Annotated in this window: 12 protein-coding genes; 3 read left to right on the top strand and 9 right to left on the bottom strand. The window is 44.5% G+C overall.

All coding sequences use genetic code 11. The features are described 5' to 3' along the window. Window positions 1-198: 198 nt before the first annotated feature. From HMPREF9969_RS11165 to lpxD, 6 genes are all read right to left on the bottom strand, one after another. Complete coding sequence (locus tag HMPREF9969_RS11165) at window positions 199-1,941, bottom strand: AAA family ATPase (RefSeq protein ID WP_009435914.1); 1,743 nt, start codon at window positions 1,939-1,941, stop codon at window positions 199-201. Window positions 1,942-1,959: 18 nt separating this feature from the next. Beyond that, the gene (locus HMPREF9969_RS11160; RefSeq protein WP_009435767.1) at window positions 1,960-4,527 is read right to left on the bottom strand and encodes a transglycosylase domain-containing protein; all 2,568 of its coding nucleotides are present in this window, start codon (window positions 4,525-4,527) and stop codon (window positions 1,960-1,962) included. A 65-nt stretch (window positions 4,528-4,592) separates the two neighbouring features. After that, entirely contained in the window at window positions 4,593-5,492 is a 900-nt protein-coding gene (gene miaA, locus HMPREF9969_RS11155; RefSeq protein WP_009435907.1) for a tRNA (adenosine(37)-N6)-dimethylallyltransferase MiaA, read from the bottom strand. Between the two features lie 4 nt (window positions 5,493-5,496). Further along, window positions 5,497-6,267, bottom strand: coding sequence for an acyl-ACP--UDP-N-acetylglucosamine O-acyltransferase (gene lpxA, locus HMPREF9969_RS11150; RefSeq protein ID WP_009435810.1), 771 nt, complete (start codon window positions 6,265-6,267; stop codon window positions 5,497-5,499). Between the two features lie 37 nt (window positions 6,268-6,304). Beyond that, on the bottom strand, window positions 6,305-7,693 hold the full coding sequence (locus tag HMPREF9969_RS11145) for a bifunctional UDP-3-O-[3-hydroxymyristoyl] N-acetylglucosamine deacetylase/3-hydroxyacyl-ACP dehydratase (RefSeq protein WP_009435874.1): 1,389 nt from the start codon (window positions 7,691-7,693) through the stop codon (window positions 6,305-6,307). A gap of 5 nt (window positions 7,694-7,698) precedes the next feature. Next, window positions 7,699-8,739, bottom strand: coding sequence for a UDP-3-O-(3-hydroxymyristoyl)glucosamine N-acyltransferase (gene lpxD / locus HMPREF9969_RS11140; RefSeq protein ID WP_009435812.1), 1,041 nt, complete (start codon window positions 8,737-8,739; stop codon window positions 7,699-7,701). 491 nt (window positions 8,740-9,230) lie between these two features. Here lpxD and HMPREF9969_RS11135 point away from each other — a divergent pair, with 491 nt between their 5' ends. Both HMPREF9969_RS11135 and mnmE read left to right on the top strand, forming a co-directional pair. After that, window positions 9,231-10,106 (top strand): nucleoside phosphorylase, encoded by an 876-nt coding sequence (locus tag HMPREF9969_RS11135; protein ID WP_009435834.1) that lies wholly within the window; start codon window positions 9,231-9,233, stop codon window positions 10,104-10,106. Between the two features lie 23 nt (window positions 10,107-10,129). Beyond that, on the top strand, window positions 10,130-11,521 hold the full coding sequence (gene mnmE / locus HMPREF9969_RS11130; RefSeq protein WP_009435956.1) for a tRNA uridine-5-carboxymethylaminomethyl(34) synthesis GTPase MnmE: 1,392 nt from the start codon (window positions 10,130-10,132) through the stop codon (window positions 11,519-11,521). 303 nt (window positions 11,522-11,824) lie between these two features. Here mnmE and HMPREF9969_RS11125 read toward each other — a convergent pair whose 3' ends face one another. Genes HMPREF9969_RS11125 through HMPREF9969_RS11115 form a run of 3 tightly spaced genes read right to left on the bottom strand, consistent with a single transcriptional unit; the run spans window position 11,825 to window position 17,521 of the window. Then, window positions 11,825-13,255, bottom strand: coding sequence for a TolC family protein (locus tag HMPREF9969_RS11125; RefSeq protein WP_009435787.1), 1,431 nt, complete (start codon window positions 13,253-13,255; stop codon window positions 11,825-11,827). Next, entirely contained in the window at window positions 13,252-16,440 is a 3,189-nt protein-coding gene (locus HMPREF9969_RS11120) for an efflux RND transporter permease subunit (protein ID WP_009435939.1), read from the bottom strand. The genes HMPREF9969_RS11125 and HMPREF9969_RS11120 overlap by 4 nt, the downstream gene beginning before the upstream one ends. 4 nt (window positions 16,441-16,444) lie before the next feature. Next, window positions 16,445-17,521, bottom strand: coding sequence for an efflux RND transporter periplasmic adaptor subunit (locus HMPREF9969_RS11115; RefSeq protein WP_009435916.1), 1,077 nt, complete (start codon window positions 17,519-17,521; stop codon window positions 16,445-16,447). Window positions 17,522-18,343: 822 nt separating this feature from the next. Between HMPREF9969_RS11115 and HMPREF9969_RS11105 the strand changes: the two genes are divergently transcribed. Further along, window positions 18,344-21,727 carry a SusC/RagA family TonB-linked outer membrane protein gene (locus tag HMPREF9969_RS11105; RefSeq protein ID WP_009435984.1) on the top strand — a complete coding sequence of 1,128 codons (3,384 nt, stop codon included), beginning with the start codon at window positions 18,344-18,346 and terminating at the stop codon, window positions 21,725-21,727. The last annotated feature ends 86 nt before the right edge of the window (window positions 21,728-21,813 follow it).

Genomic DNA, 21,813 nt, shown 5'->3' with positions numbered 1-21,813 from the left:
CAACTAACAGCAGTCTGTGCTATTGCCTTCGCTCTCTTTCACTTTTTCTCATTCTTTTCACTCCTTGAATCTAGCCCCAACAGCACTAATCGAATATACATTTTGCATCAATGGAGGGCTTTTTGTTACATCAAAGCAGTGCTTTATGGGAATACATCCCCTCCTTCGGAGGGGCTTGGGGAGGCTTTTTGTTTTGCATTACGAACATAGCTTCTCGAGTCGTCCTCGTGCTATCGGATTATCCTCATAGAGCTTTATAGCCTTCTTATAGTTGGCAATGGCAGCCTCACGCATACCCTCCTTTTCACATTCCTTACCCATCATCACATATTCAACAGAGAGTTTTTTGAGGAAATCCTCATGCGCTCGTTGTTGCTGCCGTAAGGCTTCGTTCTCTCGTCGGAGCTGATTGATAGTTTCGAGTTTACGACGGATATAACGTTTCGCAACGGGTTTCTCTATGTCATATCGGCTATGGATGGCAAGGAAGAAATTGTTTAGAAAACTGTCATAATCGCCCTCGTCGAATGCTCGCACAGCATCGTAATATTCCTTATCGGCTTTACTTTGCTTCAAGGCTGTGGCTATCATATTGCGATCATTATAATGACGTGCAAACTGCGTAACCTCTGCTCGGACAAAAACCTCATTCTGTCTCAGTGGGTCTTTGAGGCTAATTCCTTCCAAACTGGTGCATCGGGAGAGTGCAACATACGCCTGACCACCAGCGAAAACACCGCCCGTGAAGTCGATATTAACGTTCTTGAACGTTAGTCCTTGACTCTTATGTACGGTGATAGCCCACGCTAGTTTCAATGGGAATTGGATGTAAGTTCCTATCTGTTCTTCCTCTATCTTCTTCTCAGTCTCATTGAAGGTGTAACGCACGTTAGCCCACATTTCACGCTGAACTTGCAGGTCGTGACCCTCTTCCGTGCGTACATAGAGCATTCCCTCCTCCTCATCTATACCGATGATAATCCCCAGTGTGCCATTAACCCATTGCTTTTCTATATCGTTCTTAATGAACATTACGTGTGCACCCACCTTGAGATTCAACTCCATGGGGGTAGGTAGACTACTCTCAGGGAACTCTCCCTTGATCTCACCAAGGAACATCACGGGGTCGCCCTCGAGCCTGTCTAGTCCCTCATTGTTGATCCAGTCGACCGTATCTCGCTTCGTTGATAGGGTGATGGTGAAGTTTTCTTTGTCCTTATCCTGCGGTTCTAAGGATGCACCCACACGTGCGTTAATCATTTTAAAGTCGGTGTCTGTGACTTGATTGGTGCGTATGTGGTCGAGAATAGAGATGAAGGTGGAATCGTTCTGACGATAAACTTTATTCAACTCAATGCTGACCAAGGGGTAATCCTGGAATACCTTAGCATCGAAGAAATAGTTACTTGCATAATAAGGTTGTAATAGTCTGCGGTCATCCTCCTTGACTACTGGCTCTAACTGATAGATGTCTCCAACCAAAAGGAGTTGCTTTCCACCGAAAGGCTCACGCATATTGCGATTGTAAACACGCAATACTTTATCGATAAAATCGATGATGTCGGCACGAACCATGCTTATCTCGTCGATGATGATAAGCTCCACTTCGCGCAAGAGTTTGCACTTGTCGCCGTTATAACGCATTGTTCCGCGCAAGTGACGAGGCGTGTATCGACTATCATCAGGCACTAATGGATGGAAAGGTAACTTGAAGAAGCTATGCAAAGTGCTGCCTCCTGCATTGATGGCAGCTATGCCGGTCGGGGCGAGAATAACGTGTTTTTTCTTTGTAGTAGACGATATATAACGCAAGAAAGTAGACTTCCCCGTACCTGCCTTACCGGTCAGGAACAGGGAATTATGTGTAAATTGTATAATCTGCAAAGCCTTTTGTAGCTCTGGATTCTGTAGATCTATTGCGTTATTAATAGCAGCTTTCATGATGCTGATTAACGCCGCTTAGTCCCATTCAATATTACTTACCGTTGGGTCTTTAGCAGCCTTTATCTTCTTTTCCTTCTTCTTCTCTGACCTGCTCTCATGGCTGTTTCCGCCCCCTTCAGAGCCATTCTCAGACTGGTGTCTGCTTACTGGTTCCGCTGGTTGGATAGGCTCTGAAGGTATGCCTTCAGCATCGTTTCCGTCAGAAGGAATGCCCTCCTCGTTATCACCATGATAACGTCTGTGCCCTGCGTTTAGCCCATTCAGAGAGTCAGGGAGCTGTCGCTGGACAGGAGCTGGCTGACAATTATACATTGTTGGGTCGATATCATCATCCTCATCTACCTCCCACTTGGCATGATAACGCCTATAGGTGCGGTCGTACATCAGGCTATGAAGGAACTCACCCACCACTGGTAAGGCTGTTTTTGAGCCTTGTCCGAGGGCGCCAGTACGGAAGTGTATGGAGCGATATTCGCCTCCTACCCATGCACCAACTACTAGATTCGGACTAACAGCCATAAACCATGCATCGGAGTGGTTATTGGTTGTACCAGTCTTTCCACCCCAGTCTGTATCGCTAGGAACATACTGTCTCAATGACTGACTGGTACCTCCTCCTTGATTGACACCAGCTTTGAGCATCTGTTGCATTAGGAAGGCAGACTTCGTATCAACGGCTCTCTCGTGGTTTTGAGGGGCTGTATAAACTTCGTTACCATTCATATCTACGATTCGAGTAACGACCACAGGATCAATATGCTCACCATAGTTTGCTATCGTAGAGTAGGCATCCACCATCTCAAGTAAGTTGACATCACTTGATCCAAGAGCCAATGATGGCTCGTTATCTAACGGACTCTTTATGCCCATCTTCTGCGCTGTCTCGATGATACTTGGTATAGTGACTTCCTGTCCAACACGCACTGCAACGGAGTTAATACTTCGAGCGAATGCGGTCATCAAAGGTATGGAGTCGTTAGAAAAACGCCCATTAGCATTATGCGGAGTCCACGTCTTCATCTGTCCAGTCTTCTTATCGAGAACCTGCATACTGATGTATTCGTCACGTCGACGAGTGCATGGCGTCATACCCTGTCGCATGGCTTCGGTGTATACAAAAAGCTTGAAGGTTGAACCCGGTTGACGCTCTGCTATGACCTTATCATACTTCCATGTATCGAAGTTGATGTCGCCTACCCACGCCCTTACTGCACCACTCTGTGGCTCCATTGCAACCATTGCGCAATGCATAAACTGTACCATGTAACGGATGGAGTCCATCGATGACATCTCCTTCTCAATGGTGCCTTTTGCATAATCAAAGAGCTTTACCTTGTGTGGTTTATTTAGATAATAAAGAACGCTATCAGGCTGGTTGGGATACTTTTGAACAAGTTTCTTATAGAAAGGTTGGCGCTGAGCTATGCCCTCGATAAAGCCTGGTATCTCTTTTCCACTTGCGTCCCTCCATGGGTTCTGACCCCGCCAATGGTTGTTAAAGTTGTTTTGCACACTCTCCATCTGCTTCGATACAGCCTGTTCGGCATACTTCTGCATGCGGGTGTCAATCGTGGTGTAGATCTTTAGACCACTGCTATACAAGTCGTAACCATGTTCCTTCATCCACTCCTTAAACTCGTCTGCAACATATTGACGGAAGTACTGTGCTTGACCGTCATAGTTCTCTTCCATGTGTACATCAAGGTGTAGAGGACGCTTCGAATAAGTGGTGTACTCTGATTGAGGTAATACATGGTGTGTCACCATATTATATAATACTGTGTTGCGTCGACGGATAGAGTTTTGAGGGTGCGTGATGGGGTTGTAATAGGTAGTAGCCTTCAACATACCCACAAGGGTGGCTGCTTGATCAACCGACATCTTCGCTGGTGTGGTATTGAAATAGGTCTTTGCTGCGGTCTTGACACCATATGAGTTGTTACCGAAATCGACGGTATTGGCATACATTGTCAATATATCTTTTTTGGAATAGATGAGCTCTAATTTCACAGCAATAATCCACTCCTTACTCTTCATAATAAGCATACGAAGCCCTGGAACGTGCCCCAGTAAGCCTGTAGAATACTGTGTTCTCACACGGAACATATTCTTTGCTAGCTGCTGAGTAATCGTCGATGCACCACGTCCATCACCACGAGTAACAGCGTCTTTAATCGCTCCACCGATACCCATGAAGTCGATTCCATGATGGCTATAGAAGCGTTCGTCCTCTGTACTAATCAGTGCGTTCCAGAAGGCGGGATTAACTTCTCCATACTTGATAGGCGTACGGTTTTCTTTATAAAAGCGTCCAATAAGTACGGAGTCAGCACTATATATCTCCGAAGCAGCGTACGTTGGAGGTGTTTTAATCTCTATAAAGCCAGGCGATCTACCAAAGAGCCACAGGAAGTTAGTGTCTACCATGCCTAGATAAAGGAATATGGCAACGATGAAGGAAGTGATCCCCAGTGCTGCTTTCGTGTACCATGCACGACCCTTATAGAGCTTTATGTACCAAGGAAAGAAGTGTACTATCCCTTGGAAAATAGCTTTAATAAATGAATAAAGTCTCTTTATCATTGCCTTTACAATCTTCGTTTTATAACATAACTCACCTATTACTGCAAAAGTAGTTATTTACTTGCTTACAGGGAGATAGTCGATAGATAATTTAAGATTTCTTCAATGTTATCAGGTGAAAACCACGTCATTTCCGCATCACGCTTGTACCATGTGAGTTGTTTGCGGGCGTAGCGACGGGTATTACTTTGTATCTTAAAGATCGCTTCATCAAGTGTTGTCAATCCATCAAGATACTCAAATAGTTCCTTATAGCCCACCGTGTTAAGCGAATTGAGCATTCTCTTCGGATAGACGCGTTGCGCTTCTTCGATCATACCATCGTCTATCATTTGCAAAACTCGCTGATTGATACGTTGATAGAGGGTCTCACGATCACGATTCAAACCAATTTTGATAATATTAAAAGGACGTTCTTTGATGGTATTAGAACGGAAGGATGTATAGGTTCTACCCGTCTGTTTGCATATTTCAAGGGCATGAATAACCCGTCGAGGATTGTTCCTGTCGACTACAGCCCAGTGCTCTGGATCCCATTCATGAAGCAACTCGCACATCTTTTCTAAGCCTTCATTATCAAGGAGTTGCATCATCTCCTGCCGTACTTCTGGGCGTATTGTCGGAATGTCATCAATACCTTTACAAACCGCATCGATGTACATCATTGACCCACCCGATAGTAAGGAAACCTTCGAAGAAGCCTCATTAATAATCTTCAAAACATCCTCTTCAAACAGACTTGCCGAATAGTAGTCCTCTAAGTGATGGTTCCCAACGAAGTAATGACGCACTCGTGCCTGCTGAGTAGCCGTTGGTGCTGCCGTTCCGATGGGTATTTCAGAGAAGATCTGACGTGAGTCTGCATTGATAACAGGTACATCAAAGCGTTCGGCAAGGCGCAAGGTAGCCTCCGTCTTGCCTACACCTGTTGGTCCCGTGACGACTATTAATGTCTTTTCCTTCAAACTCTTACCTAATCAAACCACGTTGTGAAGCCTCTGCGAAGTCAATGATTCGCTGTACTTCAGGCGTCACCTGCAGTTCACTCTTTATACGAGCTATATTCTCAGCACGTGTTCCTGTACCATAAAGTAGGCGATACGTGTTATGGATGAGTTCTATCTGTTCGTTTGTAAAACCACGTCTGCGCAATCCAACGAGGTTAACTCCCATATAGCGAGCAGGCTCCTTGCCTACTATAATATAAGGTGGAATATCCATTGAGAAACGGCTTCCTCCTTGTATCATAACGTATCCGCCAATGCGACAGAACTGGTGACAAAGGATGTTAGCTGATATGATGGCATAGTCTTCAACGACCACTTCTCCAGCGAACTTAGTCGAGTTGCCGATGATGACGCCAGACCCAATTTCACAGTCATGTGCTATGTGCATACTCTCCATAAGGAGGTTATTACTCCCCACAACAGTCCTCCCTTTGGATGCAGTACCACGTGAGATTGTAACGTTCTCACGTATGGAGTTGTTATCTCCAAGGACGCATTCTGTCTCCTCACCACGGAACTTTAAGTCCTGAGGTTTTGTAGAGATACTAGCTCCAGGGAATATCTCGTTGCCATTACCTATTCGTGCTCCAGTATGAATGGTAACGCCATTTTGGAACACATTATTACTACCGATTACGGTGTTCTTGTCGATGTAACAGAACGGACCGATAATGTTATTGTCACCTAGTTGTGCCTCTGGATGAACAAAGGCAAGTGGGCTTATTTGGTTCATATCATTATGTTTTGGGGAGGAGTTCCTAAACACCTCCTTACTTATTCTTCACTATCTGTGCTGTAAACGTTGCTTCAGTGACAACGTTGACACCGACAAATACATAGCCTTTCATTGAGCTAATTCCATGGCGAACAGGACCTAATAGCTCCACACGGAACAAGAGGGTGTCACCTGGAACGACCTTTTGACGGAACTTAACATCGTCTATCTTCAAGAAGTAAGTTGACCATCTCTCTGGCTCCTCAAGCTGAGATAATACCAAGAGACCGCCACATTGCGCCATTGCCTCTACCTGAAGTACACCTGGCATAACGGGCTCTTGAGGGAAATGACCTTGAAAGAATGGCTCGTTACTAGTGACATTCTTCACACCAACTACACTATTTGCTCCCATGGAGATAACCTTGTCTACCAACTGCATGGGGTACCTATGTGGCAACAACTCACGTATGCGGTTGTTATCCATGAGAGGCTCTTCATTAGGATCGTAAATCGGTGCTTGCACCTCGTGCTTACGTATCTCTTTACGCATTAAACGCGCAAACTTATTATTCACAGTGTGCCCTGGTCGAGTTGCAATAATGCGTCCCTTGATAGGTTTACCTATGAGTGCCATGTCTCCGATGATATCTAGGAGCTTATGACGGGTACATTCATTATCCCACTGCAAAGGCTTATGTTGGATGTAACCAATGTTATTTGCATCCATGCGAGGCACTTTCAAGAGGTCTGCCAGTTGGTCTAGTTTCTCTTGAGAAACCTGCTGTTCATAGATAACAATAGCGTTATCCAAGTCGCCACCCTTAATGAGGTTCGCTTGTAATAACGGCATAATGTCACGCACGAAGACGAAGGTTCGAGCTGGCGCAATCTCCTCTTCGTAGGTACCAAAGTCGTCCAACGTAGCGAACTGACTGCTGATAAACTTTGAATCAAAGTTACACATGGCAGTAATAGAGAACTCGTCGTCAGGCAAGATAGTAATTACTGACCCGTTCGCCTCCTTTATCTCTATCTTTTTACGTATGATGTAATAGTCCTTCGGGGCTGCTTGATCCACAATGCCCACCTCCTTGATCTTATTAACATACATCGTTGCAGAGCCATCGAGGATAGGGAACTCTGGTCCGTTTATCTGTATCAAGCAGTTGTCAATGCCCATTGCATATAGGGCAGACATACCATGCTCTATGGTACTTACACGTGCCTCACCCTTTGCCAAGACCGTTCCGCGCTGTGTATCCACTACATTCTCTGCAACGGCATCGATGATTGGCTGCCCTTCAAGGTCTATACGTTGTATCTTATAACCAGTATTCTCTGGAGCAGGATTAAACGTTACGGTAAGACTCAAACCAGTGTGAAGTCCCTTGCCAAAGAGCGAGAAACTCCCTTTTAATGTCTTCTGCTTTATTGTATCCATGAATGTTATCTGTTCTTTTTCAATTGGTCTATTTCTTTCTGCAAGTCGCTTAGTTGCTTGTACATCTCAGGCAGTCTGCGGAAGATGGCTTGCGACTTAAAGTAAGAGCGTTGCTCCATTGGAGGTGTACCAATCAGTTGTTGGTTAGCCTTCAAACTTCCAGGTGCACCTGACTGTGCGCCTAGGAATACCTTATCACCTATCTCTATATGCCCTGCAATGCCCACTTGTCCACCGAACATGCACCACTGGCCCACCTTTGTAGAGCCTGCGATACCCACTTGGGCAGACATGACTGTGTTCTCGCCAATGTCTGTGTTGTGTGCAATCTGCACGAGGTTATCCAGTTTAACACCCTTACGAACATAGGTGCTACCCATCGTTGAGCGGTCCACACAAGTGTTTGCTCCAATCTCAACATCGTCCTCTAAGGTCACAATACCTATCTGTGGTATCTTGTCATAACTATTTGTTTCTGCGTTAGGAGCGAATCCGAAACCATCAGCACCCACCACTGCGCCTGAATGGAGGATAACTCTATCGCCCAACTTACAGCCTTGGTAAATGCTAGCATTAGGGTAGATAATACAGTTCTTACCCATCTCTACGCCTTCCATTATCGTTGCATGAGGATAAATCTGACAGCCATCTCCAACCGTCACACCGTCCCCTACGTATGCAAAGGCACCAATATAAACATCCTTACCGATGGTTGCCTTGGGTGAAACGAAAGCCAAGCTGTCAATGCCCTGACGCTTAGGTTTCATGCTCTCATATAACTGCAACAACTTCGCAACACAATCACGTGCATTCTTAACACGTATCAATGTGGCTTTAACGGGCTTCTCCAACTGGATGTCCTCATCAACGAGAACGATTGACGAAGCCGTCTCATATAAATAATGTGTGTATTTCGGATTAGCAAGAAAAGAGATTGCTCCCTCTTTTCCGTCCTCTATCTTGGCGAAAGTATGGATGGTTTTATTCTCATCACCATCAACACGTCCTTGTATGAATTGCGCTATCTGTTTTGCAGAAAACTCCATGTATTATACCATTAATTGGTTATTAATTCTGCAAAGATAGATATTTTTTATTAGAATCATTGCTTACGTTAGTATAATTTGCATAATTTTATGCTCCCATTGAGGCGTTATGCGTTATAGAGAAGGGCGTTTCGTCGTTAGCAAGAGAGGCTCTCCTTGCTGTGAAGGGAGGCTCTCTTTCCTGCAAGAAGGGCGTCTCGTCCTTTTCACCTGTGGGGCTGCTCGATTTTAAGTGATTGCTTTGAGGTCTCTTGTGAGCCTCTCCCGATGTTCTTGTTGCAGCCTCTGGGCTATCTTATAAATCGTTACAAAAACTTATAATCATACGTGAATAGCTGTGATAAACATCACTCCTAGCCTTGTTGTAGCTTACCTTTGAATGAAAGAAACATACGCTTTCTATATGAAAAAACTTGTTTCTTTCCACTTTTATACGTATCTTTGTCAGTTAACAAACAGTAGTCAATATTTTTACCAAAACACCTTTTGATATGGAGAAGAAGTATTTTGCCCCCTCAGAGCTGATTATCAATAATGATGGAAGTGTTTTCCACCTACATTTAAAGCCTAAAGATCTTGCTGAAAAAGTGATACTTGTGGGCGATCCAGGGCGTGTGGCACTCGTGGCATCACACTTTGAAGACATTGAGTGTGAGGTTTCTAATCGTGAATTTAGAGCCATTACGGGTACTTATCATCGCAAGCGTATAACGGTAGTGAGCACGGGTATTGGTTGTGATAACATTGACATCGTTCTTAACGAACTTGATGCTTTGGCAAATATCGACTTTCAGACACGTTATGAAAACGAACAATTAAGACAGTTGTCATTGGTTCGCATTGGTACATGTGGTGGTTTGCAGCCTAACACACCAGTAGGTACTTACATCGCATCAGCCAAGAGTATTGGCTTTGATGGGCTTCTGAACTTCTATGCTGGGCGCAATCAAGCAAGCGACTTAGCCTTTGAACAAGCGTTTAAAGAGCAAGTGCAATGGGATATGCAGATGGGTAATCCTTACGTGGCATGCGCTGATAGCGAGTTACTTGAGCGTATTGCGGGCGACGATATGGTGCGAGGTGTAACCATTGCCTGCGGTGGCTTCTTTGGTCCGCAGGGTCGCGAATTGCGCTTACCACTGCAAGATCCAATGCTAAATACGAAGATTCAGAAGTTTGAATACGATGGTATGCGTGTGACGAACTTTGAGATGGAGTCGTCAGCGTTGGCTGGTTTGGCAACACTCATGGGTCATAAGGCTGTCACCTGTTGCATGGTTATTGCCAACCGATTGGCTAAGGAGGCGAATGCGAACTATAAGAACACCATCGACGGACTGATTACTCTTGTCCTTGAGCGTATATAATAAGGTTGAGATAGATATTTTTTATGTTATTAGACACGATTTCTTCAATATCAACAGATACGATAACAGCACTCGCAACGCAGCCCGGTGGAGCCATTGGAGTGGTGCGTGTGAGTGGCTCGAAAGCAATAGAACTGACGGAGAAGGTCTTTCGTGGGGTGGGGAAGAAGCCGCTCCACGAAGCCAAAGGGAACACGTTACACTATGGTGAGATTGTTGGCAAGGACGGAAAAGAGATTGACGATGTCCTTGTGAGTGTGTTCCGTGCACCGCATAGTTATACTGGTGAGGATAGTACGGAGATCTCGTGTCATGGTTCGGCATACGTTCTTAATCAAGTGGTAAAGGCTCTCATTGATGCTGGATGTCGACAGGCTCGACCAGGAGAGTACACCCAACGGGCGTATCTGAATGGTAAGATGGATTTGAGTCAGGCTGAGGCTGTTGCCGACCTGATTGCTGCGACGAACAGAGCATCACATCAAGTGGCATTGAGCCAACTGAAGGGTCACTTCAGTTCGGAGCTTTCCAAGCTACGAGACCAGCTCTTGAAGATGACGTCCCTACTTGAGTTAGAGCTCGACTTCTCCGATCATGAGGAGCTAGAGTTTGCTGATAGAGGGGAGTTGAAGGCGTTGGCTGAAACAATACACGAGCGTATCTCGGTGCTTATCAGGTCGTTTGAAACAGGTAACGCACTGAAGCGTGGAGTGCCTGTAGCCATCATTGGCAAGACAAATGTGGGCAAATCAACGCTCTTGAATTGCTTGTTACATGAGGAGAAAGCGATAGTCTCAAATATTCATGGTACGACCCGCGATGTCATTGAGGACACAACAGAGATACAGGGAATCACCTTCCGCTTTATTGACACAGCTGGTTTGCGTAACACGGACGACCAGGTTGAGCAACTCGGAATCGAACGATCGTATAAGAAACTGGCTGAGGCTCGTATCATCTTGTGGGTGGTTGATGCTACTCCTAGTCTATCGGAACTGTCTGAGATGCAGGCTCGTTGCGAAGGAAAGAGCCTTATCCTTGTGCGGAACAAGGTGGATGAGACGAATGCGGAAGAGCTTTCGGTAGGCGATAGCCACTGTCCGATAGTTAGTATATCTGCCAAGTATAAGCGTAATATCGACCAACTGGAGCAACTTATCTACGCCTCTGCTAATATCCCAGAGATTAATGAGAACAGTGTAATCATCACTTCCGTTCGCCATTACGAAGCACTCACTCGCGCCGACGAGTCGATTCTTCGTGTGATAGACGCCCTCTCTATGAGTCTTTCAGGCGACCTTATCAGTGAAGATCTCCGCATTTGTCTCGATGAACTAGCCGATATCACGGGTGGACAAATTACTCCGAATGAGGTGTTGGGGAATATCTTTAAGCACTTCTGTATCGGTAAGTAAGGACGGAAAAACAGCCTCCCCAAGCCCCTCCGAAGGAGGGGATGTATTCCCCCAAAACGCTTCTTTCTATCTAAAAGAGCCTCTCTTTCATGTGAAAAGGGCGTTTCTTCGTTATGAAGAGAGGCTTTCCTTGCATCGAAGAAACGCCCTCTTTGTATTAAGAGTGCCTTTTCCTAGCTAGCTCCCGTTAGGCTCTCCCCTCCCTTCGGAGGGGTTGGGGGAGGCTTTTCCATTCGGAGAGGGGGCGGGGGAGAGGCTGTAGATGGGCGGGGGAGAGGCTTTTTTTTGCTATGTCTTGAGCCTTTAGAAGTAACCTCTATATAGGTCGATTAGTGTAGAGAGTTGGCGTAACTGCGTGTCAACAAGCTCTACTTGGCAATCGAGTTGTTCGCGTTCGCTATCGAGAACCTCTAGGTAGGTTGCGCGGTTATAGGTGTAGAGTTGCTGGGCAGCGATGACCGCCTTCGAAAGAGCATCCGCCTGTTTCACCTTCAACGCCTGATATTGTGCAAGGTTATGAGCCTTTGCCTGCAAGGTAGTCATATCACTATAAGCCGATAGCAACACCTTATCATAATTGTAAAGAGCCTCTAGTTGCAAGGCATTTGCTTGGTCGAAATTCGCTTGAATAGCCTTCTTGTTGATGATAGGAGCAGCCAGTCCACCGATGACACCAAAGGCTAACGACTTCGGTAAATGCAATAGATACTTAGGGTTGAAAGCATCTAAACCAAGCGAAGCCGACACGTTCAGTGAAGGAAGGAAAGCCTTGCGGGCTACGTCAACATCCCATTTTGCAGCCTCAAGTTGGTGCTCTGCCTGTACAACATCAGGTCGTTTGAGTAAGAGACTCGTAGGAATAGTCTGCAAGGACGTAGGTACCTGCTTATTCATCAGGTTCTCTTTGTTGCGGAGAATAGGCGTTGGATAACGTCCAAGTAGCATATTCAAGTTGTTTTCCGTCTCTGTGATAGCCTGTCGGAGTTCGTATTCTTCAGCTGACGCCTTCGCTAGCTCGGCCTCAAACTTCTCCACTGCTAATTGCGTATCAGCGTCTGCTTCCTTCTGAACACGGGCTATCTGCACCGCTTTCTGTTGTAACTTAATGTATTGCAACATGATATCCAGCTTATTATCTAACGCCAATAACGAGTAGTAATTCTCTGCTACATCAGCCACCAACTGGCTCTTTAGCGTGCGTTGACCATCCTCCGAAGCAAGGTAACGTTCGACTGCTGCACGCTTATCACTATTGAGTTGATTCCAAAGGTCAATCGTCCAGTTGAGTTGCAAACTAGGTGCTATATCTGGTGTGACGGTTGGGATGTTATGACCAGGTGTGATTTGCGTACCCACGTTACCCGCTCCGTCAGCCGTATAACGTCCCACCTTCGATGCACCAACAGACATGTTTGCCGTGATGGAAGGCAACATCTGCCCACGTTTGGCTAGGATATTACTCTTCGCAATAGCCATCTCCTGCAAGGTTATCTTTAGGTCTTGATTATTGTTCAAAGCCGTGTCGATGAGTGCACGGAGCGTCTCATCCTGGAAGAAATCACGCCAAACAGGGATGGCACTCACCGTGTCACTTGTTGCAACAGGGAGGCTTGCTTTGATGATGTCCTTCGGTAAGGTCGCTTGCGGAGTCTTACATGCTGCGAGAGATAACAGCCCCAGCAGGGCTGCTATATTATATATAATGTGTAACTGTCTATGGTTCTTTTTCATCATTCTGATTCCTCTTTAGATTTTTCCTTGTGGTAACGTTTGTCCTTCTCTTCGCTTAATGGCTTGTCTTTCTGGTAGTGAACGATCTTGTCCGCCATAGATGCAAAGATATTGTAAAGCCCTGGGATGAGCAAAAGACCAAATAACGTACCAATTAACATACCGCCCACTGCGGCAGTACCAATGGTTTTGTTACCAATAGCACCAGCTCCCGAAGCAAAGACGAGTGGGATCAAACCAGCGATGAAAGCGATACTTGTCATCAGAATAGGGCGGAATCTCGCTACCGCACCTTCGATTGCTGCATGCAGAATAGGCTGTCCGAGATTCTTTCGTTGTACGGCATATTCAACCATTAACACAGCGTTCTTACCCAATAGACCGATAAGCATGACGAGGGCAATCTGTGCATAGATGTTATTCTCCAGACCGCATAGTTTCAGGAAGAGGAAGGCTCCGAAGACACCAACGGGTAGGAAGATAATGACCGGAAGAGGCAATAGGAAGTTCTCATACTGCGCTGCCAAGATGAGGTAAACGAAGACAAGACAGACGATGAAGATGATGACTGCGGTGTTACCCTGGTCCACTTCATCCTTTGAAATACCAGCCCAATCATAGTCATAACCCTTTGGTAAGGACTTTTCTGCTACTTCGCTGATAGCGTTCAAAGCCTGTCCACTGGAATAGCCTGGTGCTGGCGCACCTGTTACCTCTGATGAGTTGTAAAGGTTATGACGTGTGATTTCACTCATACCATACACCTTCTGCAACGTCATAAAGTCTGAATAAGGCACCATGTTGCCCTCATCATTCTTTGCATAGAGATGGAGTAAGTCCTCTGGGAACGCCCTATACTGTGGTGCGGCTTGCACAATTACCTTGTAAGGCTTGCCAAATTCGATGAATCCCGTTTGATAGTCTGAGCCCACCAATATCGATAAGTTATTGAGCGCCTTACCGGGTTCTACACCCTTTTGTAACGCCATTGCATCATTGACGTTGAGCATGTATTGAGGGAAGCTAGCCGAATAGAACGTAAAGGCGTTGCCTATTTCTGGACGCTTATTAAGCTCCTTTACGAAGTCTTTACTAACCTTCTCCATCTGGTGATAATCGTTATTACCAGTCTTATCTAATAGTCTCAACTCGAATCCACTGGCTGCTCCATAACCTGGAATCGATGGTGGTTCGAAGAAATCAATGTTCGCCGTCGTGATGACCTTACACTTTTGTTCAAGGTCTTCGATAATCTCTTTGGCTGTACGCTTGCGGTGTTTCCAGTCCTTGAGATTGATCAGACAGCTACCAGAGTTGGCACTTGTACCCTCTGAAAGGATCTCAAAACCAGCCAAAGAAGATACACTCTCAATGCCATCCTCCTTCTCGGCAATGGCAAGGAGTTGGTGAGCAACCTCGTTCGTGCGCTCTATGGTTGAGCCTGGAGGCGTCTCGATGACGGCATAAATCATACCTTGATCCTCTTGCGGGATGAATCCTGAAGGTAGACCAAGGTTCACCCAATAGGCAAGCCCACAGAACACTAAGATGGCAATCATTGTAAAGGCTTTATGCTTAACAGTGTGTTGCAGTAAGCTAGCATACCGCTTGCTACCAGCATCGAAAGTGGTATTGAACTTCTTTAAGAGGCGTCCGATAGGTCCGAGTTTGACGTTATGTTCCTGTTCTTTCGTCAATATCAACGCACAAAGAGCAGGCGTTAGTGTGAGGGCAACAAAGCCAGAGAAGAGGATACTTGAAGCCATCGTGATAGAGAACTGACGATAGAACATACCCTCAGGACCGCCCATGAAAGCCACAGGAATAAACACTGAAGCCATGACAAGAGATATAGCAATGATGGCACCAGATATCTCCTGCATTGCTTTCTCCGTCGCTTCGACTGGTGAGAGTTTGTTTCGTGCAATCTGAACATTCACTGCCTCGATCACAACTATCGCATCATCGACGACGATACCAATAGCCATCACCAACGCAAAGAGGGATATCATGTTGAGTGTGATGTTGAATGCTAACATCGCAATGAAGCTACCCAAGAGAGAGACAGGGACGGCAAGTACAGGAATAACTGCCGATCGCCAGTCGCCAAGGAAGATGAAGACTACGAGGGCAACAAGCACGAATGCCTCGAAAAGAGTGTGTATTACCTTCTCGATACTAGCATTCAGGAAACGGCTAATATCGTAACTAATCTCATAATGCATACCCTTTGGCATGTCCTTCTGAAGGCGTGTCATGGTTTGTTTCACCTGCTTGATAACGTTGCTGGCATTGCTTCCGTAGGCTTGTTTCAACGTCACGGCGGCAGAAGGACGACCATTTAGTGTGGAATAAATATCATATACCTCACTACCAAGATGTATGTCGGCAATATCCTTCAAGCGCACAGTTTGTCCATCAGAAGTACTCTTGACGATGATATTACCATATTGTTCGGCAGTGGTGTAACGCCCAGGATATTTCAAGACAAACTCCTTAACCTGTGGACGTGTACCTCCACTCTCACCGAGTTTACCAGGTGATACTTCTATATTCTGGTCTTCCAAGGCATCGCTCACATCATCCGTTGATAAGCCGTAAGCAACCATCTTGTCAGGATGTAACCAAACGCGCATAGCATAGCTACGGGTTCCGAGGATATCAAGGTTGCCCACACCATCTACACGCAAGAGCTCTGGTGAGATGTTGATATCGAAGTAGTTGTATAGAAAGTCTTGATTGACACTGGGATCATCACTATAGAGATTGATGTACATAAGGATGTTTGGCTCCTCACGGGAGATCTTTACACCCTCTCGAATGACCTCTGGTGGTAATTTGTTAGTGGCTGCAGAAACACGATTCTGTACGTTGACAGCATCAACGTTAGGGTCGGTTCCAAGTTTGAAGACCACGTTCAATGCTGCCTCACCATCGTTACCTGCATTACTTTCAATATACTTCATGCCAGGTACACCATTGAGGGCTTGCTCCAAAGGAATGATGACCGACTTTACTAACAACTCATTGTTAGCACCCGGATAGTCAGCAGTTACGTTCACCTTAGGCGGTGAGATAGATGGAAACTGCGTGATGGGTAGGTTGAAAAGACAAAGAATACCAATAAAGGCAATGACCAGTGCTATCACAATAGATAGAACCGGACGGCGTATGAATATCTTAAACATCTACTTAAATAGTGATTTCGTTTGACTTTATTGCTTGTCGGGGATTAACAAAACGAGTGCGAACACGATCGCCATCGTTGACCTTCTGTATACCATCTGTCAGGTAATGATCAGAGGCGTTGAGCCCTGATGCAATGACGTAAATGCCTGTTGCCTCCGCTGCAATTTGTATTTGGCGTTGGTGAATAACGTTGTTTTTATCAATAACAAAGACATATTTGCGGTCTTGCAACTCATAGACAGCCTCTTGAGGGATAATCATTGCATGATTCTTACGCACGAGTAGTTGTACAGTTCCTGTCTGTCCGTTACGTAAAAGCCCCTTTGGATTAGCAAAGAGAGAACGAACAGAGATGGTACCAGTGGCATTGTCGAATTGTCCAGATATGTCCTTGATATGTCCTTGGGCTGGGAATGTACTGCCATTAGCCAACAATAGCTTCAGAGGTAACTGTGTGTAAAGGTCGGGGTGTTGCTGAAAATCTAGGTAGTCAGTCTCTGAGATGTTGAAATAGACTTGCATTTGTGAGTTGTCAGAGAGCGTTGTCAATAGGTCATCTTGTTGAATGAAACTACCCACCTTTTGTGGTATTCTCCCTAAGACACCAGTAAAGGGTGCACGGATAAGAGCTAACTTCTTATGCAATACGGCTAGCTTATAATCTGCACTGGCAGACTGCAGCTTTGCTTTTGCCATGCGCTTTGCATTAGGGGAAATAATGTTGTTGTCAGTTAGTTTACTTGTGTTTTGCAAATCAATCTCAGCTTGCTCTTGTGCTGAACGAGCTTTCTCAATCTCCTCATCTTCGCCCACGATGGCAATACGAAACAATGGTTGACCAGCATGAACCATCTGTCCTTCACTAACAAAGACTTGCTGTAAGATTCCTTCTTGCTGTGAACGAACCTCAATGTTACGCTTAGATTGGATGTTAGCCACATAACTTTGCGGAAGACTAACATCAGAAACTAATGGCGTTGTAGACGTGTAAACGACATTCGTTTGCTGCTCAGCTTTCTTTGATTGACACCCCCATAGCAATACAGCTAATAGGAGAATAAGATTTGTTATCCGCTTCATAAAACACATGTTTTTAGGTCGTTATGCCTATAACTAATATTTACCTCATTTCAAGACTTCGCTTGTCTTTAATCTGAATCAGCTCATGCTTAGTCGTAACATACGCCCTTTGCTTATGCTATAAATTATCTCTGCAAAGTTAAACAATAATCTCTACTTCTTCAATAAATTCACAGAATTTATATAAAAAAACGTAAGGTTGATAGGAGGTAGGGGTTGTTGGCATGTATGTGGTACGGAACTTTGCCTTCTAATCTTCCGTATCTTCCGTGTGTGTTATATATCCAGTATAGGTTTATAAATAAATGTTTTCATGCCTTTCAAGTCTGTCCACTTCCTTAGTCATTTAATGGAAGGAGGGGAGAGGACCCTTCTTTTAATCTTACCTCATTGTTACTTATGGAATAGTTAAAAATACTTATAATGCTTAAAAGCGGTAAGATTATGTGTTGTAATTACTATTATTTTGTTAATTTTGTACGTGTGAGGATTAAATAAACCTATCTAAACAATATGGTGTTATTATTATCTCTTTGATAGTCAACCTATTATTATGAAGGGAAGATGCTGTTTCCAACATAAGTATAGATGGATACAAGAAGAGATAACAAGTCTGAGAAAGACTTGATGCGAACAAGACCTAGATTGGAAAGTGTTGTACCTATAATATAAGTTGAGAATTTGAAACCTATCAATTCCATATATATAATAAGGTGTAATATCATCGAGCACAACTGCAGATGTCTTACAGAAGTGTTTGTATCCTCCATCTGAACAATTAAAACAAGGTATAAAAATAATATGTTTAAAAACCTAAACCTGATGAAAATCTTTAAGGAATCAAAGCAAAAGCACCTGTATTTCTCAGCGGCTTTTGCGTTCGCATTGTCGTTATCAGCGACGAGTGTTTATGCTACCCCTGGTGGAGATCATGCAAGCTCTGTACAATCTGTACAGCAGAATGGTAATCACAAAGTAACGGGTAAAGTTGTTGACTCAACAGGAGAGCCGCTTATTGGTGCGACTGTAATGGTTGAGGGAAGTACAAATGGAACTGTTACCGACATTGATGGTAACTTTGTTCTCAACACTACACCTAATGCAAAGCTAGTGTTCTCGTATGTTGGTTATACGGCACAAACCATCCCTGTGGCTGGTAAGTCAACCCTTAACGTATCCATGAAAGAAGAGACTAACACCATGAATGAGGTGGTTGTGACTGCAATGGGTATTATGAGAAAGGAGAAATCACTTACTTATGCAACCCAGCAAGTAAAGGCTGAGGATCTTATGAAGGTACAGGATCCTAATGCCGCAAACTCTCTTGAGGGTAAGGTTGCTGGTATCACGATTACACCAAGTGCCGGTGGTGCTGGTGGCGCATCGAAGATTGTACTTCGTGGTAATCGTTCCATCCTTGGTAACAGTTCGCCATTGATTGTTGTTGATGGTGTGCCAATGAGTAATGGTATCCGTGGTCAGCAGGGTATGAGTGGTGAAGGCTTCGGTTCAACAGGTATGTCCGAAGGCTCTGACCCATTATCATTGATCAACCCAGATGATATCGAATCAATCAACGTCCTCAAGGGTGCTAATGCTGCTGCGCTATATGGTTCGCGTGCAGCCAATGGTGTTGTCATGATTACAACGAAGCGTGGTCGTGAAGGAAAGGTGGATATCAATGTTACATCTAACATTACTTTCGATAGTCCATTGTTGACACCAAAGATTCAAAAGACATATGGTTCAACATACGACCCAGCAACAGGTGCATTGTCATTGAATAACTGGGGAGGTAAAGTCGCAGATCGTGCTGATAACGACCTCATCGTTCGTTCTCCTTTAGATGATCGTTGGGTAGGTTACGAACCAGAGCAGATAGGAACAGATGCTTTGGGTGCTGCTATCATGGCTCGCCGTCATGATGTACACTTGCGTAATCGCACAGTAAACGATGTAGACAATTTCTTCCGTACAGGTGTAACCACCAATAACTCTCTCTCACTATCAGGTGGAACAGAGACGGCACGTACCTATGTGTCAGTTGCTAATAGCCACGCAACAGGTATGATGCGTAATAACTCATACAATCGTAACTCTATCAGCTTCCGTCAGACCTATAACTTCTTTAAGCGTCTACATATTGATGCTTCAATGAGCTACACAGAGACGAAGACAAGAAACCGTCCTGGTGGTGGTACTGTTGGTAACCCATTGTATCATCTATACACTGCACCACAGAACCTGGATATGAATTATTATCGTGACCATTACGTGAATGCAGAAGGAAAATGGTTGTCAAACCCAGCTTCATACTATAAGTTGAATGGCTCAAACTTCTCATGGGCAGCAGGACAGCGTACTACTTTAACTGGTCCACAGCAGGAATGGGCATTCCTATCACACCCTAATAACAATCCATATTGGTTGTTGAACATGGGAAATAGCCAGCAGAATGAAAGTAGATTGTTTGGTACATTGCAAGCAAATGTTGATATCTATGATGGTTTGACATTCCAAGCACGTGTTAACTATAGTCAACTTCGCTTTAAGAACCACGCAACACGTTATGCTACCACGTTCCTTCCTGCATCTATGGAAGACTATGGTCGCCTCTGGGATTCAGATGAGAAGACAACAGAATTCTACACTGATTACCTCTTATCATATAACAAAACCTTTGGAGACTACTCTGTTTCTGCAACAGCAGGTTTTGTTGGTCATACTATTAAGGGCGAAACAAAGGGAACAGATGCAGTAGCAACATACTATGATCGTCTTATGCGTAAGCTCCCAACAATGGTCAACTACTTTGAGACCAGTGCAGGTGGCTATGGCGTGACAAATACTTCAAAGAGTTCTAACTGGGATCGTTCTTACCTCTTTACAGCACAATTAGGTTGGAAAGAAACAGTTTACTTCGATGCTTCTTATCGTCGTGACTGGTATCGTCCATTCCGTTATTTCAAGCAGTTGGGTAAGATTGATACCGATAACTATGGTTACTTCGGTGTTGGTGCCAATGCTATCGTAAGTCAATTGGTGAAGTTACCAGACTGGATTAATTTCTTGAAATATCGTGTTTCTTACTCTTCTGTAGGTAACTCTATTCCAAATAAGGCTTATGGCGCAATGAGTCGTAACCTTCAGACAGGTGCTCTCTCTGGTAACAAGTTGCTTGACTTTGCTCCAGTACCAGAGGAGACAGGTTCATTCGAGACAGGTATTGAGTCATTATTCCTCAATAATCGTTTGAGTTTTGACTTCACCTTCTATAATACGGTGGTAAGACATCTCTACATGGAGTTGGGTTCTCTTGGTGGTAATACAGAGTTGTTGAACTCAGCAAAGGTTCGTAATACAGGTTTTGAAACCACTATTGGTTATGATTTCAAGTTTGGAAGAGACCTTCGTTGGCGTACTTCTTACAACCTCTCATTTAATGATAACGAGATTCTTGAGACTGGATATGATAAGGACGGAACATCTCGTAAATATCAGCAGACAGTAGGTGAGGCTAAAGTTGTTTACCAGAAGGGTGGCTCTATTGGTGATATTTACGCTGGAGACTTCATGCGTGATGCCGATGGTCATATCGTCTTGACAGCTAAGGGTGAGCCAACATTTGACAAGACAGGTTCAAATGATCGTTATCTTGGTAATATGAATTCTAAGTGGCAGATGGGTTGGACCAATACTTTCAATTATAAAGACTTCCAACTCTCGGTACTTATCAATGGTCGTATTGGTGGTAAGGTATTCTCTTTGACAGAATCTTATCTTGATTATATTGGTGCTTCACAGCGTACAGCAGATGCACGTCTAGCGGCAGAGAAGAATAATATCGTAGCTGCTGATTATGGTAATGTTCCAGGAATGGCATTGAATGATGGTAGTGGTCGCATTGTTCCTATTCAAGCTTACTATCAAGCATTGGGAGCTTCAAGCAATCCTTCAAGCTACTTGTATAGCGGTACGAACTTCCGTCTCCGTGAGCTATCATTGGGTTACACCTTCCGTGATGTCTTTGGTATGAATCGTAATTTGACAGTCTCATTCATTGCTCGTAACTTGTTCTTCCTTTATAAGGATGCACCAACAGACCCAGATGTATCACTTTCTACACAGAATGGTCTCGGAGCATTTGAGAGCTTCAATATGCCATCATCACGCTCATTCGGTTTCTCTTTGAAGGCAAACTTCTAGTTTTTGAGGAGTTAATGGAGTTAAAGGGATTAGGAGATTTGAACTAAAAATCAATACTCATGTGTAGAACCTCATGTAATGAGTGA

Source organism: Prevotella sp. oral taxon 306 str. F0472 (assembly GCF_000257925.1).
Taxonomy (GTDB): Bacteria; Bacteroidota; Bacteroidia; order Bacteroidales; family Bacteroidaceae; genus Prevotella; species Prevotella vespertina.
Note: the sequence above shows the minus strand (reverse complement) of the source record. Positions and strands in the feature narration are given on the sequence as shown.

Bases quoted from the DNA above. Each gene is read 5' to 3' on its own strand.
- HMPREF9969_RS11105 (WP_009435984.1), top strand. From the start codon at position 18,344: ATGAAAATCTTTAAGGAATCAAAGCAAAAGCACCTGTATTTCTCAGCG.
- HMPREF9969_RS11160 (WP_009435767.1), bottom strand. From the start codon at position 4,527: ATGATAAAGAGACTTTATTCATTTATTAAAGCTATTTTCCAAGGGATA.
- HMPREF9969_RS11135 (WP_009435834.1), top strand. From the start codon at position 9,231: ATGGAGAAGAAGTATTTTGCCCCCTCAGAGCTGATTATCAATAATGAT.
- lpxD (WP_009435812.1), bottom strand. From the start codon at position 8,739: ATGGAGTTTTCTGCAAAACAGATAGCGCAATTCATACAAGGACGTGTT.
- mnmE (WP_009435956.1), top strand. From the start codon at position 10,130: ATGTTATTAGACACGATTTCTTCAATATCAACAGATACGATAACAGCA.
- HMPREF9969_RS11120 (WP_009435939.1), bottom strand. From the start codon at position 16,440: ATGTTTAAGATATTCATACGCCGTCCGGTTCTATCTATTGTGATAGCA.
- HMPREF9969_RS11125 (WP_009435787.1), bottom strand. From the start codon at position 13,255: ATGATGAAAAAGAACCATAGACAGTTACACATTATATATAATATAGCA.
- lpxA (WP_009435810.1), bottom strand. From the start codon at position 6,267: ATGAACCAAATAAGCCCACTTGCCTTTGTTCATCCAGAGGCACAACTA.
- HMPREF9969_RS11145 (WP_009435874.1), bottom strand. From the start codon at position 7,693: ATGGATACAATAAAGCAGAAGACATTAAAAGGGAGTTTCTCGCTCTTT.
- HMPREF9969_RS11165 (WP_009435914.1), bottom strand. From the start codon at position 1,941: ATGAAAGCTGCTATTAATAACGCAATAGATCTACAGAATCCAGAGCTA.
- HMPREF9969_RS11115 (WP_009435916.1), bottom strand. From the start codon at position 17,521: ATGAAGCGGATAACAAATCTTATTCTCCTATTAGCTGTATTGCTATGG.